We start from the raw sequence: 15,357 nt of genomic DNA, 5'->3' as shown, positions 1-15,357 counted from the left end.
ACCGCGGGCCGGGCTACCGGGCCTGCTTGACGAACTCGTCGGTGTAGGTCTTCGACAGGTCCACCCGGTGGCCCTTGACCGAGGGGTCCCAGGCGGAGAGGACCGACAGGACGGTGCGCGGGCCGTCGGCGGGCATCAGCCCGTCCGGCGAGTACATGCCCTTCTCGTCCTCCAGCGCCTTGGTGTACAGCTCCTTGCCGATGCCCGCGTAGTAACCGGCCGGCATCCGGTCGGCGATCTGCGCGGCGCTGTGGCCCTGGATCCACTTCAGGGTCCGGACGAAGGCGACGGCCAGTTTCCGCGCGACCTCGGGGTTCTTCCGGATGTAGTCGGTGGTCATGTACAGGCAGGAGGACGGGTAGGTGCCGCCGAGGGCGGCCTTGGCGCCGGCCACGGTGCGCATGTCGACCAGCGGGCGGGCCAGCCCCTGCCGCTGGAGCACCGAGATGGTGGGCTCGGTGGTCATCCCGGCGTCGATCTGCTTGTTCTTCATCGCGGCGACGAAGGTGGAGCCGGCGCCCACCGCCACCGAGGTGGCCTCGCTGCTCCTGACGCCGTTCTTCTCCTCCAGGTACTGGGTGAGGAAGTTGGTGGACGAGCCGAGCCCGGTGACCCCGAGCTTGCGGCCCTTGAAGTCGGCGGGCGAGCGGATCGCCCCGGCCTCGTCGGCGCGGACCATCTCCACCTCGCCGGGCGCCTGGAGCAACTGCACCACGGATTCGGTGGACTTGCCCTTGGACTGCAGGTCGATGGTGTGGTCGTAGAAGCCCACCACCGCGTCGACCTGCCCGGCGACCATCGCGGTCTCGGCGTCCACCCCGGCCGGCTCGTCCGACAGGCGCACGTCCAGCCCCTCGGAGGCGAAGTAGCCGAGCTTCTGGGTGAGCGTCACCGGCAGGTAGATCTGCTTGTCGAGGCCGCCCACCATGATCCTCACGGTGGACTGCCCGGCGGCGTTCTTCGGCGCGGTCTTGGCGGCACCGCCGCCGCACGCGGTGAGCGACAGCGCGAGCGCGCAGGCGGCGGCCGTCAGCACGGACTTTCTGACCGGCGTCATCGCTGGTCTCCTTCTGGTGGGAACGAGCGGGTGGGAACGGGGGGGGACGGGAGCGGAGGGGACGGCCGGTCACAACCCGGCGGAGTCACCGGCGAGTTGGGTGGGACGCCAGCGCAGCACCCGCCGTTCGAACCGGGTGATCAGGAACTCCGCGGCCAGCGCCAGCACCGCGATGACGACGATGCCGGCGTAGACGCCGTTGGCGTTGAAGGTCTGCTGCGCCTGCTGGATGAGCTGGCCGAGCCCGGCCTGGGCGCCCAGCACCTCGCCGACGATCGCCCCGATCAGCGCGAAGCCGAACGCGGCGTGCAGCGAGGCGACGATCCAGGTCATCGCCGAGGGGAGCACCACCTGCGAGGTGACCCGCCACGGGGAGGCGCCCAGCACCCGGGCGTTGGCGATCAGGTCGCGGTCCACCTCGCGGGTGCCCTGGAAGGCGTTGAAGAAGACCGAGAAGAAGACCAGGACCACGGCGAGCGCCACCTTGCCGGAGGGGCCCAGGCCGAACCAGATGATGAACATCGAGCCGAGCACCACGCGCGGGATGGAGTTGCCCGCCTTGATGAACGGCGCCAGTACCTCGGCCAGCGCCTGGACGCGGCCGAGCGCCACCCCGAGCACCACCCCGGCGGCGGTGCCGATGAGGAAGCCCAGGACGGTCTCCTCCATGGTGATGCCGATGTTGTACCAGATGGAGCCGGTGGGGGTGCCGTCGGTGAACCAGGTCTTCAGCTGGTGGACCACCCCGCCCGGCGAGCCGTAGGTGAAGGTGTCCAACGCGCCCCGCGCGGAGGCCAGTTGCCAGCCGCCGACCACCACCACGACCAGCAGCGCCTGGACGGTGTGGACCAGCGCCCCGCGGCGGCGCCGGCGGGAGGCGGCGGTGCGGGCGAGCGCGGTCTCGTCGGCCTCGGCGCCGGGCGCCGCGGCCAGGGTTCCGGTGGCCATCAGTGGTGGTGCCCCTTCGTCGCGTCGGTGAGGTTCTGTCCGGTGCCCACGGCGTCGCCGGTGCGCGTGTCGGCCGGCGGGCCGGGCTCCCCGGGGCCGCCGGGTGCCGCGGTGGTGCCCGCGGTGCGCTCGTAGGCGAGTTGCACCTCGTCCCGCAGGCTGCGCCAGATCCGCTCGTACACCGCCACGAAGTGCGGGTGGAAGCGGACCTCCTGCACCTTGCGGGGGCGTGGCAGGTCGATGCGGAAGGCGTCCTTGACGGTGCCGGGGCCCACGGTGAGCACCACGACCTTGTCGGCGAGGGCGATCGCCTCCTCCAGGTCGTGGGTGACGAAGACGACGGCGGGCCGCGTCAGCTCCCACAGCGCGAGCAGTTCGTCCTGGACGATCTGCCGGGTCTGCACGTCCAGCGCCGAGAACGGCTCGTCCATCAGCAGGATCTCGGGTTCGTTGATCAGCGTCTGGGCGAGGGCGACGCGTTTGCGCATGCCGCCGGAGAGCTGGTGCGGCAGCCGGTCCTCGAAGCCGGCCAGGCCGACCCGGCGCAGCCAGTCGCGTGCCGACTCGACGGCGTCCTTGCGTGCCGTGCCGCGGAACTGCGGTCCGGCGGCGACGTTGTCCAGCACCGACTTCCAGGGGAAGACGGCGTCGGTCTGGAACATGAAGCCGACCCGGCGGTCGATGCCGGTCACCGGTTCGCCGTGGATCAGGGCCTGTCCGCTCCCGGGCCGCTCCAGCCCGGAGACGAGCGAGAGCGTGGTCGACTTGCCGCAGCCGGTGGGGCCGACCACGGCGCAGAACTCCCCCGGCGCCACCGTCATGCTCAGGTCGCGGATGGCGGTGTGGACGCCGCCGGACGGGGTGCGGAAGCGTTTGGTGGTGGCCCGCAGCTCGATCGCCGGAACCGGGCCGGTGGCTGTCTCGTTCACTGTGTGCTGGCACCGCCTTGGGCGAGGGGTTCGGGTGCCGGGGACGTTAGGGCGCGCGGGGGCGGGGCGGGAGCCTTCCCCGCGTTGCGCGGCTTTCCCGCGTTGCGCGGGTTCTGCTCGTTGTGCTCACCGCCCCGGGGGTGGGCAGACGGCCCGCTGCCAGGCACAATCTGCGCATCGTGGTGCGGGGCAGGGCCGCACCCGGCGGCGGGCGCGGCGGTGGGACGACGCGTCCGCCCGCAGCGACGACGAGCCGCGGGGACGGAAGAGCACATGCCGATGCGCGCGCCCGGACCGGCCCACGACCGGCCACCGGCCAGGGCCGCCGCCACGGCCCGGGCACGGCTGACGCGCGCCGTCACCGCCGTGGCGCGCCGGCCGCGGGGCAACCGGAAGCTCTCCGGCCGCATCCTCGCCGGCCAGCTGGCGATCCTGGGGCTCACCAGCGCGATCGGCTTCGTCCTCTTCGCCGTGGCGCAGCGCGGCCAGCTCGACCGGGAGTACGAGCGCCAAGCGCTGGCGATCGCCACCACCACCGCGGCCGAGCCGCAGATCCGGCAGGCCATCGCGTACGGCACCGGGGGCGACGTGGTGCAGGCGGTCACCCAGCGGATCGCGGCCTCCACCGGCGCCTCCTACGTCGTGGTGATCGACCGGCACGGCATCCGCCACTCGCATCCGCACCCGGAACTGGTCGGCGTGCGGGTGGACGCCCCCGGCACCCGGCTGGACGGCCGTTCCCACGTGGGCGTCGACAACGGCTCCACCGGCCGTTCGGCCAACGGCCGGGCGCCGCTGTACGGTCCGGCGGGCGACCTGGTCGGCCAGGTCTCGGCCGGGATCCGGGAGCGTACGGTGGTCGACCAGCTCTGGCAGGAGCTGCCGGTCTTCGGGCTCTTCGCCGGGGTCGCGCTGGCGGTGGGCGCGGGCGCCTCGGTGCTGCTGGCCCGGCGGCTGAAGCGCTCCACGTTCGGGCTGGAGCTGGAGGAGATCACCGAGCTGCTCCAGGACCGGGAGGCGATGCTGCACGGCATCCGGGAAGGGGTGCTCGCCTTCGACCGGCGGGAGAGGATCACCGTGGTCAACGACGAGGCCCGGCGCCTACTGGGGCTGGGCACCGCGCTCGGCCGCACCCTGGCCGAGGTGCTGCCCGACGGACGGCTGCGCCGCGCCCTGGACGGCACGCTGGCCGGCCACGACATCACCGTGCTCACCGACAGCCACTGCCTGGCCGTCAACCGGATGCCGGTGGTGCTGCACGGCCGCGAACTCGGCGCCGTGGTCACCGTACGCGACCGCACCGAACTCGTCGGGCTGCTGCGGGAGCTGGACTCGGTACGCGGCCTCACCGACGCGCTCCGCTCCCAGCAGCACGAGTTCTCCAACCGCATGCACACCCTGGCCGGCCTGCTCGAACTGGGCGAGCACGAGGCGGCGTTGGAGTTCGCGGTCGAATCGGCGGGCGCCGAGCCGTCGTTGGCCGGGTCGGTACGGGACCGGATCGGCAACCCGCTGATGGCCGGGCTGGTGATGGCGAAGACCACGGTGGCCCAGGAGCGCGGGGTGCGGCTGGCCCTCGACGCGGCCTCGGAGCTGGGCGAGGCACCGCCGCATCTGGACCGGCTGCTGACGATCGTGGGCAACCTGGTGGACAACGCCGTCGACGCCGCGGCCGACGGCCCGCCCCCCGCCGGTGGTCCGCGCCAGGTGACGCTGCGGCTCACCGAGGACGCGGCGGCCGTGCGGGTGCGGGTGGCCGACACCGGCCCCGGGGTGCCGGGGTGGGCGCGCTCGCGGATCTTCGAGGACGGCTGGTCGACCCGGCCCGGGCGGGGCACCGCGCGGCGCGGGCTGGGGCTGGCGCTGGTGCACCGGCTGGTGCGGCGGCACGGAGGAACGATCGAGGTGAGCGAGGGCCGGGGCGCGGTCTTCACGGTGGTGCTGCCGGTACCGGATCCGGCGGACGACCGCCGTGCGGCCCTGACGGCGAAGGGAGCCGACCGGTGATCAGGACGCTGGTGGTGGAGGACGACTTCCGGGTGAGCGCCATCCACGCCGCCTACGTGGCCCGGACCGAGGGCTTCGAGGTGGCCGGGCGGGCCGGGAGCGTCGCCGAGTGCCTGGACCGGGTCCGCGAGACCCTTCCGGATCTGCTGCTGCTCGATGTGTACCTGCCGGACGGCAGCGGCCTGGAGGTGCTGCGCCGGCTCACCGAGGACGCCGGGGGCGCCCGTCCCGACGCGATCATGACGACCGCGGCCCGGGACGTCACCTCGGTGCGCACCGCGCTCAAACTGGGCGCCGTCGGCTACCTGGTGAAGCCGTTCGCCTCCGCCGCGCTCACCGAACGGCTCACCGCCTACCGGGGGTTGCGGCACCGGGTGGACGCGCTCGACCCGGCCGCCGAGACCGATCAGGCCGATGTGGACGCGCTGTTCAGCGCCGCCCGCCCGACCGCGCTGCCCCCGGTGCCGGCCAAGGGCCACTCGGCGCCCACCCTGGCCCTGGTGCGGGACGCGGTACGGGCCGCGCGCCGCGATCTGTCGGCCGCCGAGGTCGCCGCGGCCACCGGGGTCTCCCGGGCCACCGCGCAGCGCTACCTGTCCTACCTGGTCCGTGAGGGGCTGGCCCGGCTGGAACTGCGGTACGGCACGACCGGCCGCCCCGAGCACCGTTACCGCTCGGTGGCCTGACCCGAGGTGCCGCCGATGCCCTTGCGGAACGCGTACCCCACCGCCTGGGCCCGGTCCCGTACCCCGGTCTTGGCGAAGAGGTTGTTGATGTGGGTCTTCACGGTGGCCTGGCTGACGTAGAGCTCGGCGGCGATCTCGGCGTTGGACAGCCCCTGGGCGACCAGCGCCAGCACCTCGGCCTCGCGGGCGGTCAGCCCGTCCGGCAGCGGGTCGGGCAGCGCGGCGCCGGGGCCGGCGGCCGGCTTCGCGGGGGCCTGGGAGAGGCGTTCGACCAGCCGGCGCTGGACCTTCGGGGAGAGCCCGGCGTCGCCCGCCAGCACGTCCTCGACGGCCCGCAGGATCTCCCGCTCACCGGCGTCCTTGGTCAGGTAGCCGCGGGCTCCGGCACGCAGCGCGGGGAAGAGCCATTCGTCGTCGTCGAAGGTGGTGAGCACCACCACCTGGGTACGCGGATGCTCCGCACGGATCCGCCGGGTCGCCTCGATCCCGTCGCAGCGGGGCATGCGCAGGTCCATCAGGACCACGTCCGGGTCCTTCTCGGCCACCAGCCGCACCGCCTCGTCGCCGTCGGCGGCGGCGCCCACCACGTCGAGGCCGGGCATCAGCCGCAGCAGCATCACGATGCCCTCGCGCACCACCGTCTGGTCGTCGGCGACCAGCACCGTCACCGTCCGCCCGGCCGTCATGCCGGCACCCGCAACCGCACCGTGAACCCCTCCTCGGCCACGCCGGCCTCCAGCGTGCCGCCCAGCAGTTCGGCGCGCTCCCGCATCCCGAGCAGCCCGTAGCCGGCCCCGGAAGCGCCGAGCGCCGGGTCGGGGGCCCGGCCGCCGGTGTCGCGCACCACCAGTTCCACCTCACCGGCACCGTAGTCCAACGACATCTCGACCTTGGAGCCCGGCGCGTGCTTGCGGGCGTTGGTCAGCGCCTCCTGGGCGACCCGGCGCACCGCGAGGCCGGCTTCCGCGCCGAGCCGGCGCCGTTCGCCGCCGATGCGCAAGGTGACGCACTCGGAGGCGGCCAGCTCGCGCAGGAAGTCCTCGGCCGGGGTGATCTCGCCGCGCAGCGCGGAGAGCGCCTGCCGGGTCTCGACGAGCCCCTGTCGGGCCATCCGGCGCGCGGAGACCACCCGTTCCAGCACCTGGTCGCGTTCGCCGCCGCGTTCGATCAGCAGCCGGGCCGCCTCCAGGTGGACCAGCTGCGCGGACAGGCTGTGCGCCAGCACGTCGTGGATCTCCCGGGCGATCCGGCCGCGTTCACGCAGCGCCGCCGTCTCGGCCTCCGCCACCCGGGCCGCCCGTTCCTGGTCCAGGAGCCGGCGGGCGTTGCCGCGGGCCTCCGCGTCCAGCCGCAGGACGTATCCGGCCAGCCCCAGCCCGATCGTGGTGAGCGTGGTGGCCATCCAGCGTTCGTTGTCGGCCACCGCGTAGGCGCCCAGCGCGAGCGCGGTGAACGGGACGGCGGCGGCCAGCGGCATCCGTTCCATGGCGACCATCGCCGAGGCGCACCACAGCACTATGGCGGCGAAGGTGGCCTGCGCGGACTGGGCCCCGAAGGCACCGGCGACGATGACGGCGAGCAGCGCCAGCGAGGGCCACAGCCGGTGGTGCAGGGTGCAGCGGATCAGCCCCCAGAAGGCGAGCCCGGCGCCCACCGAGCCGAGCGCCAGCCAGAGCCGCGCCAGCCCGTGGTGCGGGGCGCCGCTGAACGCCCCCCACAGCAGCCCGGCGAAGATCAGCACGCGCACGAAGACCGAGAGCCCCCGGTGGGCGGGGTGGCGGAACTCCCGGGTCAGCGCCTCCCGGGACGGCCACGCCGTCCACTGGCTCATCGGCATCTGCGCTCCCTCCGCATCACGCGGCACCCGGTGCCCGGCGCCCGCCACGGTGGACCTCACCCGAGGACGGTCGCCCGGGGCGCCGACCGCAGTTCCCGGGCGCGCCAGACGACCACGCCGGTGCGGACGAGCAGGGTGGCCGCCAACGCCAGCATTATCGATCCGCTGCCCTGGTGCACGCCCAGCATCGCCCCGACCGCCGCCAGGCCGCCGCGCAGCACGATGCCGCCGGCCCAGGCCGCCGCGGTGGCCTTGGTGCCCCTGGACCACACCGTCCCGTCCCGCTCGGCCCAGACCCGGGTGGTGAACCCCCAGGCGGCGCCCATCCCCGCGCCCACCATCACCCCGGCGGCGAGCAGGACCGCCGAGAGCACCTGGTGGTGCGGGTCGGTCAGCCCGTGCTGGCGTACCGCGAGCACCACCAGCACCACCGGCATCAGCCACCACCGCGCGTCGGCGTCGGCGACCTTCTGCGGCTTGAGCTGACGGCTGACGACCAGCCCGACGACCGCGACGATCGCGACCGCATCGACAAGACCCGACATGGGAACTCTCCGTACTCCGCGCTAGGGGTTTCCAACACCCCCGACGCTACGGAGCGTGGCCGCCGCCCGGATCGGCGCCCGGGTTGAACCGGGGTGGAACCCGGTCTCCACCCGTGGGTGGAGACCGGCGCGACGCGGAGGGCGGCGCGGCCCGGGACCGTCCGCCGCGGACGGCGGCCCGGCGGCGGTCAGACGTCGATGCGGGAACGGTCCAAGGTGGCCGCGGAGTTGGTGATGAACTCCTTGCGCGGCGCGACCTCGTTGCCCATCAGCAGGTCGAAGGCGCGCTCGGCGGCCTCCAGGTCGCTGATGTTGATCCGGCGCAGGGTGCGGTGGCGCGGGTCCATGGTGGTCTCCGCGAGCTGGTCGGCGTCCATCTCGCCGAGGCCCTTGTACCGCTGGATGCTCTCCTTGTAGCGCACCCCGCGCCGCTGGAGGTCGAGCAGGGTCTCGCGCAGCTCGTTGTCGGAGTAGGTGTAGACGTACTTGTCCTGCCCCTTCCTGGGGTTGGTCAGCTCGATGCGGTGCAGCGGCGGCACCGCGGAGAAGACCCGGCCCTCCTCGACCATCGGGCGCATGTAGCGCTGGAAGAGGGTGAGCAGCAGGCAGCGGATGTGGGCGCCGTCCACATCGGCGTCGGCGAGGAAGATGACCTTGCCGTAGCGCGCCTGGTCGACGTCGAAGGTGCGTCCCGAACCGGCCCCTATGACCTGGATGATCGCCCCGCACTCGGCGTTCTTCAGCATGTCGGAGACGGATGACTTCTGGACGTTGAGGATCTTGCCGCGGATCGGCAGCAGCGCCTGGAACTCGGAGTTGCGCGCCACCTTGGCGGTGCCCAGCGCCGAGTCGCCCTCGACGATGAAGAGTTCGGTGCGCTCGACGTCGTCGCTGCGGCAGTCGGCGAGCTTCGCCGGGAGCGAGGAGGACTCCAGGGCCGTCTTGCGGCGCTGCGCCTCCTTGTGCTGGCGGGCGGCGATGCGGGTGCGGGCGGCGGCCACCACCTTCTCCAGCACCGCGCGGGCCTGCTGCTTGTCGTCGCGCTTGGTGGAGGTCAGGAACGCCTTCAGCTCCTTGGCGACCACGTTGGCCACGATGCGGGAGGCCGCCGAGGTGCCCAGGACCTCCTTGGTCTGCCCCTCGAACTGCGGCTCCGCCAGCCGGACGGTGACCACGGCGGTGAGCCCCTCCATGGCGTCGTCCTTGGTGACGTCGTCCTCGGCGACCCGCAGCAGCTTGGTGGCGCGCAGCACCTCGTTGAACGTCCGGGTGACCGCGCGCTCGAAGCCGGAGACATGGGTGCCGCCCTTGGGGGTGGCGATGATGTTGACGAAGGAGCGCAGCGTGGTGTCGTACCCGGCGCCCCAGCGCAGCGCGACGTCCACCCCGAGGTGGCGGGTGACCTCGGTGGGCGTCATGTGGCCGCGCTCGTCGAGGACGGGCACGGTCTCCTTGAAGGTGCCCTCGCCGCGCAGCCGCTTGACGTCGCTGAGGGCCCGGTCCGGCGCGAGGTACTCGCAGAACTCCCCGATGCCGCCGTCGTAGTGGAAGATCTCCTCGACCGGCTTCTCGTCGCCCTCCGCGTCGGCCGCCACCCGCTCGTCGCGGACCACGATGGTCAGCCCCGGGACGAGGAAGGCGGTCTGCCGGGCGCGCTGGTGGAGGGTGTCCAGCGAGAGCTTGGCGTCCTTGAGGAAGATCTGGCGGTCGGCCCAGTAGCGCACCCGGGTGCCGGTGCGGGTCTTGGGGACCTTCTTGGCCTTGCGCAGACCGCTGCCGGCGTCGAACGGGGCGTCCGGCCCCTGCTCGGTGAAGATGCCGGGGACGCCGCGCCGGAAGCTGATCGCGTGGGTGTGGCCACCGCGGTCGACCTCCACGTCCAGACGGGCGGAGAGGGCGTTGACCACCGAGGCGCCGACGCCGTGCAGGCCGCCGGAGGCCGCGTAGGAGCCGCCGCCGAACTTGCCGCCGGCGTGCAGCTTGGTCATGACCACCTCGACGCCGGAGAGCCCGGTCTTGGGCTCGACGTCCACCGGGATGCCCCGGCCGTTGTCCCGGACCTCCACGGAGCCGTCGTCGTGGAGGATCACCTCGATGTGGTCGCAGTAGCCGCCCAGCGCCTCGTCGACCGAGTTGTCGATGATCTCCCACAGGCAGTGCATCAGGCCCCGGCTGTCGGTGGAGCCGATGTACATGCCGGGACGCTTGCGGACGGCCTCCAGGCCCTCCAGGACGAGCAGATGCCGCGCGGTGTAGTTCGATCCGTCACGGTCCGCGCCACTCAACAGGGCGGTGGACGGCGCTGATGTGTCGGCGGTCACGCGGGCAGCTCCTCGCAGTTCTTGCAACCGGGTCCTTGAAGGGCGCTCCTGGCCCGAAGAGAGGGTACCGATGCCGGGAAGTCGGCGATCGCCACGACCCGGCTACGCCCCCTTATGCTAGACCCAGGTCGATCGTACGTTCGATCCCTCCTTCGGGTGATAGGCACATCACGTTCCCAAGGAGGCATGAACCGTTTAGGCTCCGGGCACGTCCTCAGCAACAACCGGCAACCCTGCCGACCCGGACCTGACCGACAGCCGACCTCAAAGACCACCCGCGACGCACCAAGGCCCCATTCGCCGCCAACCGGTGACATCCAACCGCCTCGGGACCGACTTTCGAGAAAAAGCCACGAGCGGGAAGTTTTTCGGGCTGGTTGGATGTTGACCCTGGTACGACAGCTCGTCGAGCTAGAGAAGAGGCGACGTGACTACTGTTCTGACCCCCGCGAGTCCGCTGACCGCCGCAGACCGCTGCGACCGCTGCGGCGCCCAGGCCTACCTGCGCGTCGTGCTCATCAGCGGTGGCGAGCTCCTCTTCTGCGCACACCACGGGCGCAAGTTCGAACCCGAACTCAAGAAGATCGCCGCGGAAATACAGGACGAGACCGGACGACTCCACGCGTCCCCGACCCCCGCCGCCGAGGACTGACCTCCGGGACGCGCCGGCGTCCCGCATCCGACCTCACATATCGCACGACTCGCACACGACGAGCTCGATCCGGCGGCAGCCGGAAACGCAGTGGGCCACCCCCGCCGAGGGGTGGCCCACTCGTTGCCGTTCCCGCGTACTCCCGGTAGGGCCGCGGCCACTCAGAGCTGCTCCGCGACGGCGGAGGCGAACGCCGAGACCCGGGTGTAGACCCCAGGGTGCCCGGCCTCCCCGCAGCCGGTGCCCCACGAGACCAGCCCGATCAGCCGACCGTCGGCCACCAGCGGGCCCCCGCTGTCCCCCTGGCAGGCGTCCCGGCCGCCGCGCGGATCCCCGGCGCAGATCATCGAGGCGGCCGTGTAGACCCCCTCGGCCGTCCCCGGGTACGCCTGGGCGCACCGCTGGTCGGGCATCACGGCGACCTCGGCGGAGCGCAGCACGGTGGCGTAGGTGCCGTGGCCGGTGGTGTCCCCCCAGCCGTAGACCCTGGCGCGCCGTCCCGGCCGGTACGCCTCCCGGTCGGCCGCCGTGGCCAGCGGGACGGCCCAGCGGCGCGGCAGCTCCTGCGCCAGGGTGACCACGGCGATGTCCCCGGCGTTGGTGCGGTCGTCGTACGAGGGGTTGATCCACACGTCGTGCAGGCGCACCTCGCGCCCGGTGGTGCTGTGCAGATCCGCCCGGCCGGCCAGCACCCGCAGGTCGCGCACCACGTGCCAGTCGGAGCCGAGCACCTCGTGGCCGAAGCAGTGCGCCGCGGTCACCACGGTTCGCGGCCCCACCACGGCGCCGCCGCAGAACTGACCCGCCCGTCCGGCCCCGAAGAGCTGCCGGCTCGACAGCGCCACCGCCCACGGATGCGTTCCGATGTCGACGGGGCGTCCCCCGACGACCAGCCCACGGGCGGCTGCCGGGGTTTCGGGAGCGACGAGGGGCGATGCCGCCGCGATCAACGCGAACGCGCCCAGCACGGCGGCGCCGACGCGACGGGGTGGTCGGATACGCATACGGTCTCCTGACGTTCCGCGACTGGTGGAACACTCAGCGTGGTCCACCCGGGGCGCGGGCGCATCCGGAACGATCGAAAGACCGACAGAAAGAGGGGGTCGGAACCGGACCCGGCTCCAACCCCCTCAACAGGCCGTTTCCCGGCCGGAGCCGGGCGCCCCCGGTAACCGGCGGTCCACCGTCGGCGTCAACCCCGCCAGGGCCCCGTCACCCCACCGACAGACGCCGTTCACCACGTACGGGCGATACGGCGTCGATGCGGGGTGACGCGGGCGGCCGGATCAGTCCAGGTAGTCGCGGAGGACCTGGGACCGGGACGGGTGGCGCAGCTTGGACATGGTCTTGGACTCGATCTGCCGGATCCGCTCCCGGGTGACCCCGTAGACCTTGCCGATCTCGTCCAGCGTCTTGGGCTGGCCGTCGGTGAGGCCGAAGCGCATGGAGACCACGCCCGCCTCGCGCTCGGAGAGGGTGTCCAGGACGGAGTGGAGCTGCTCCTGCAACAGGGTGAAGCTGACCGCGTCGGCCGGGACCACGGCCTCGGAGTCCTCGATGAGGTCACCGAACTCGCTGTCGCCGTCCTCGCCGAGCGGGGTGTGCAGCGAGATGGGCTCGCGGCCGTACTTCTGGACCTCGATAACCTTCTCCGGGGTCATGTCGAGCTCCTTGGCCAGCTCCTCCGGGGTGGGCTCGCGGCCCAGGTCCTGGAGCATCTGGCGCTGCACACGGGCGAGCTTGTTGATGACCTCGACCATGTGCACCGGGATGCGGATGGTGCGCGCCTGGTCGGCCATGGCACGGGTGATCGCCTGCCGGATCCACCAGGTGGCGTACGTGGAGAACTTGTAGCCCTTGGTGTAGTCGAACTTCTCCACCGCGCGGATCAGGCCCAGGTTGCCCTCCTGGATCAGGTCCAGGAAGAGCATGCCGCGGCCGGTGTAGCGCTTGGCCAGCGAGACCACCAGTCGGAGGTTGGCCTCCAGCAGGTGGTTCTTGGCGCGGCGGCCGTCCTCGGCGATGATCTCCAGCTCGCGCTGGAGCTTGGGGGCCAGCTTGTCGGCGGAGGAGAGCTTGTCCTCGGCGAAGAGACCGGCCTCGATGCGCTTGGCCAGCTCGACCTCCTGCTCGGCGTTGAGCAGGGGGACCTTGCCGATCTGCTTGAGGTAGTCCTTGACCGGGTCGGCGGTGGCTCCGGCGGCGGCCACCTGCTGCGCCGGGGCGTCGTCCTCGTCCTCGTCGGAGAGCACGAAGCCCTCGGACTCCGGCTGGTCCGGCCCGGGCTCGCCGCCCTTGCCGGGCGCCACGTCCTCCAGCAAGTCCTCGCCCTCGACGAGCAGCTCGTCGTCGCCCTTCTTCGCCACGGTCTTCTTGGCGGCGGTCTTCTTGGCCGCCGCCTTCTTGGCCACGGTCTTCTTGGCGGGAGCGGTCTTCTTGGCGGCGGGGGCGGTCTCCTCGCCCGCGTCCGACGGGACCTCGGCGGTGGCGGCCGGCGCGGCGACGGTCTTGGCCGCCGCGGTCCGCTTGGTCACCGTGGTGGTGGCGACGGGCTTGGCGGCGGCACGCTTGGCGGGGCTCTTGGCTGCGACGCTCTTTCGGGTGCGCTTGGGCGCCTCCGCGGCACTGACCATCAGCGTCACACCCTCCTCGTCGAGGACCTGGTTGAGGCTGCGCAGGACGTTCTTCCACTGGGTTGCCGGAATCTGGTCCGCCTCGAAGGCCCGACGTACGTCGTCGCCTGCGATCTGGCCCTGAGCCTTACCCCGCTCGATGAGCGCCATCAGAGACTCGGATTCGGTGATCTCCGGCGGGAGCGTACGGGATGTGCTGGCCGACACGAACAACCTCTCGGAACGATGGGAACGACTTCCGACCGCGCCTGCACTCGGCAAGGCCGTCGGCCGCCGGCGGGGATGGGACCGGCAGTAGGGCGGGTCCGCGTGTCGGTTACAGCGCCGGGGACGGCTGACCGTATTCCTACTCGTGGCACCACCTCTTACGTCATCGCGCCTCCCCGCAGAGTGTTACGCGGCTCTTACGTGGCCCGCGTCACACCCTATTTCCCCGTAAACCAGTGCGTACGCCTGCATTCCTCCCAGGCCACGGGGTGCGGGAAACCCGGTGGGCGCGGAAAATCGCCGCGACGCGACGGGAGGCGGGGGTACGGGGACGCGATGCGGAGGCGCGGCGGACACGTGACGGCGCCGACGGCGGCGGGGGCGCTCACGGGCGAGCCGGGGCCTGCCGGTGCACGACGGACGGGCAGCGCCTGGACGTACGTGGCGGGGCGGCCGGGAGGCGGCCCGGGGCGGAGGCGGCGCCGTTCCCTCGGACGTCCGGAGGAGACGGGGCCGGCGTGCGCGCGGGACGGCCGGGCGGTGCGGCCGGCGCTCCCGGGAGGGGCGGCCTCGGCGTCCCGGGAGGCGGGACGGTCGACGCTCCCGGGAGACGGGCGGTCGGTGCTCCGGGTCAGTGCTCCCGGGGCGCGGGTACGACGTGCTCCACCTCGGGGTGGACGGTGAGCAGCTGCCGCATCGCCGCTTCGGCGCCGGGCCCGTCCCCGGTGGCGAGCGCTTCGGCGATCCCGGTGTGGAGCGCCACGGTCGACTCGCTGGGCCGGTCGCAGCCGGTGACCGGGCCGCCGGAGACCTGGAGGGCGGCGGAGATGATGCCGGACAGGTGCTCCAGCATCCGGTTGCCGGTGACCTGGAGGACCAGGGCGTGGAACTCGGCGTCGGCGCGGGAGAACGTCAGCGAGTCCCCCTGGGTGACGGCGTGGCCCATGATCCCGGCCATGTCGACGAGGCGCTGCTGGACGTCCTCGCGGCCGTGGCCCGCGGCGAGCCGGGCGGCCAGCGGCTCGATGGTGGCCCGCAGCTCGCACAGCTCCCGCCGCTGGTCCTCGCGCTGCGGTCCGAAGGCCCGCCACTCGATGATGTCGGGGTCGAGCAGGTTCCAGTCGCTGACCGGACGGACCCGGGTGCCGACGTTGGGGCGCGCGCTGACGAGGCCCTTGGCCTCCAGGACGCGCAGTGACTCGCGGACCACGGTCCGGGAGACCTCGAAGCGCTGCCCGATCTCCTCCGGGACGAGCGGACGGTCGGCGCCGAGATCGCCCGAGACGATCATCTGGCCGAGCTGCTGGACGAGTTGGCCGTGGAGGCCACGGCCCCGGCTGCCGCCCGCGCGGCGGCCCACCCGGCCCATCTCCGTCTCGGCGCCGTCCCAGTTGGGCGGTCCGGCGCGGTCGACGCCGGGGGCGTCGGCGAACGGGTATCGGTCCAGGTCCCCCGGCCCGGCGAGGCCGGTGTCGGCGGAGCGGGCCGCGGTCATCATGGTGTGCGCAAGGGTACTCACGCATCCTTTGTCGGCG

At 72.8% G+C, this 15,357-nt stretch carries 13 protein-coding genes; 3 read left to right on the top strand and 10 right to left on the bottom strand.

Going from position 1 to position 15,357, the window contains the following annotated elements:
- Positions 1–13: 13 nt before the first annotated feature.
- The 3 genes from SCATT_RS21795 to SCATT_RS21785 all read right to left on the bottom strand — a co-directional run bounded on the left by SCATT_RS21795 (position 14) and on the right by SCATT_RS21785 (position 2,934).
- Entirely contained in the window at positions 14–1,057 is a 1,044-nt protein-coding gene (locus tag SCATT_RS21795; protein WP_014145315.1) for an ABC transporter substrate-binding protein, read from the bottom strand.
- Positions 1,058–1,126: 69 nt separating this feature from the next.
- On the bottom strand, positions 1,127–2,005 hold the full coding sequence (locus tag SCATT_RS21790) for an ABC transporter permease (protein WP_014145314.1): 879 nt from the start codon (positions 2,003–2,005) through the stop codon (positions 1,127–1,129).
- Positions 2,005–2,934 (bottom strand): ABC transporter ATP-binding protein, encoded by a 930-nt coding sequence (locus SCATT_RS21785; protein ID WP_014145313.1) that lies wholly within the window; start codon positions 2,932–2,934, stop codon positions 2,005–2,007. Before SCATT_RS21785 ends, SCATT_RS21790 begins: the two co-directional genes overlap by 1 nt.
- Positions 2,935–3,207: 273 nt before the next feature.
- Between SCATT_RS21785 and SCATT_RS21780 the strand changes: the two genes are divergently transcribed.
- Positions 3,208–4,941, top strand: coding sequence for a sensor histidine kinase (locus tag SCATT_RS21780; RefSeq protein WP_014145311.1), 1,734 nt, complete (start codon positions 3,208–3,210; stop codon positions 4,939–4,941).
- Positions 4,938–5,627, top strand: a complete 690-nt coding sequence (locus tag SCATT_RS21775; protein ID WP_014145310.1) for a response regulator transcription factor — start codon at positions 4,938–4,940, stop codon at positions 5,625–5,627. Before SCATT_RS21780 ends, SCATT_RS21775 begins: the two co-directional genes overlap by 4 nt.
- On the opposite strand, the gene SCATT_RS21770 is transcribed toward SCATT_RS21775, so the two are convergent.
- The 4 genes from SCATT_RS21770 to SCATT_RS21755 all read right to left on the bottom strand — a co-directional run bounded on the left by SCATT_RS21770 (position 5,609) and on the right by SCATT_RS21755 (position 10,330).
- Positions 5,609–6,313, bottom strand: coding sequence for a response regulator transcription factor (locus SCATT_RS21770; RefSeq protein ID WP_014145309.1), 705 nt, complete (start codon positions 6,311–6,313; stop codon positions 5,609–5,611). The two genes, SCATT_RS21775 and SCATT_RS21770, sit on opposite strands and share 19 nt — an antisense overlap.
- The gene (locus SCATT_RS21765; RefSeq protein ID WP_014145308.1) at positions 6,310–7,464 is read right to left on the bottom strand and encodes a sensor histidine kinase; all 1,155 of its coding nucleotides are present in this window, start codon (positions 7,462–7,464) and stop codon (positions 6,310–6,312) included. Before SCATT_RS21765 ends, SCATT_RS21770 begins: the two co-directional genes overlap by 4 nt.
- Positions 7,465–7,520: 56 nt before the next feature.
- Complete coding sequence (locus SCATT_RS21760) at positions 7,521–8,009, bottom strand: DUF1453 family protein (protein ID WP_014145307.1); 489 nt, start codon at positions 8,007–8,009, stop codon at positions 7,521–7,523.
- A gap of 188 nt (positions 8,010–8,197) precedes the next feature.
- Entirely contained in the window at positions 8,198–10,330 is a 2,133-nt protein-coding gene (locus tag SCATT_RS21755) for a DNA gyrase/topoisomerase IV subunit B (RefSeq protein WP_014145306.1), read from the bottom strand.
- Between the two features lie 427 nt (positions 10,331–10,757).
- Between SCATT_RS21755 and SCATT_RS21750 the strand changes: the two genes are divergently transcribed.
- Positions 10,758–10,982 (top strand): DUF7455 domain-containing protein, encoded by a 225-nt coding sequence (locus tag SCATT_RS21750; RefSeq protein WP_014145305.1) that lies wholly within the window; start codon positions 10,758–10,760, stop codon positions 10,980–10,982.
- A gap of 161 nt (positions 10,983–11,143) precedes the next feature.
- Here the strand turns inward: SCATT_RS21750 and SCATT_RS21745 are convergent, their stop codons facing one another.
- The 3 genes from SCATT_RS21745 to SCATT_RS21735 all read right to left on the bottom strand — a co-directional run bounded on the left by SCATT_RS21745 (position 11,144) and on the right by SCATT_RS21735 (position 15,341).
- Positions 11,144–11,986, bottom strand: a complete 843-nt coding sequence (locus SCATT_RS21745; RefSeq protein ID WP_014145304.1) for a S1 family peptidase — start codon at positions 11,984–11,986, stop codon at positions 11,144–11,146.
- A gap of 282 nt (positions 11,987–12,268) precedes the next feature.
- Positions 12,269–13,822, bottom strand: a complete 1,554-nt coding sequence (locus SCATT_RS21740) for an RNA polymerase sigma factor (protein ID WP_014145303.1) — start codon at positions 13,820–13,822, stop codon at positions 12,269–12,271.
- Positions 13,823–14,453: 631 nt separating this feature from the next.
- Entirely contained in the window at positions 14,454–15,341 is an 888-nt protein-coding gene (locus tag SCATT_RS21735) for a FadR/GntR family transcriptional regulator (RefSeq protein ID WP_078590902.1), read from the bottom strand.
- Positions 15,342–15,357: the final 16 nt, after the last annotated feature.

The organism is Streptantibioticus cattleyicolor NRRL 8057 = DSM 46488, from assembly GCF_000240165.1.
Taxonomy (GTDB): domain Bacteria; phylum Actinomycetota; class Actinomycetes; order Streptomycetales; family Streptomycetaceae; genus Streptantibioticus; species Streptantibioticus cattleyicolor.
This window is presented reverse-complemented; position numbering and strand designations above follow the sequence as displayed.

Coding starts and splice junctions, on each gene's coding strand:
- SCATT_RS21770 (WP_014145309.1), bottom strand. CDS start 6,313: ATGACGGCCGGGCGGACGGTGACGGTGCTGGTCGCCGACGACCAGACG.
- SCATT_RS21760 (WP_014145307.1), bottom strand. CDS start 8,009: ATGTCGGGTCTTGTCGATGCGGTCGCGATCGTCGCGGTCGTCGGGCTG.
- SCATT_RS21795 (WP_014145315.1), bottom strand. CDS start 1,057: ATGACGCCGGTCAGAAAGTCCGTGCTGACGGCCGCCGCCTGCGCGCTC.
- SCATT_RS21790 (WP_014145314.1), bottom strand. CDS start 2,005: ATGGCCACCGGAACCCTGGCCGCGGCGCCCGGCGCCGAGGCCGACGAG.
- SCATT_RS21765 (WP_014145308.1), bottom strand. CDS start 7,464: ATGCCGATGAGCCAGTGGACGGCGTGGCCGTCCCGGGAGGCGCTGACC.
- SCATT_RS21780 (WP_014145311.1), top strand. CDS start 3,208: ATGCCGATGCGCGCGCCCGGACCGGCCCACGACCGGCCACCGGCCAGG.
- SCATT_RS21745 (WP_014145304.1), bottom strand. CDS start 11,986: ATGCGTATCCGACCACCCCGTCGCGTCGGCGCCGCCGTGCTGGGCGCG.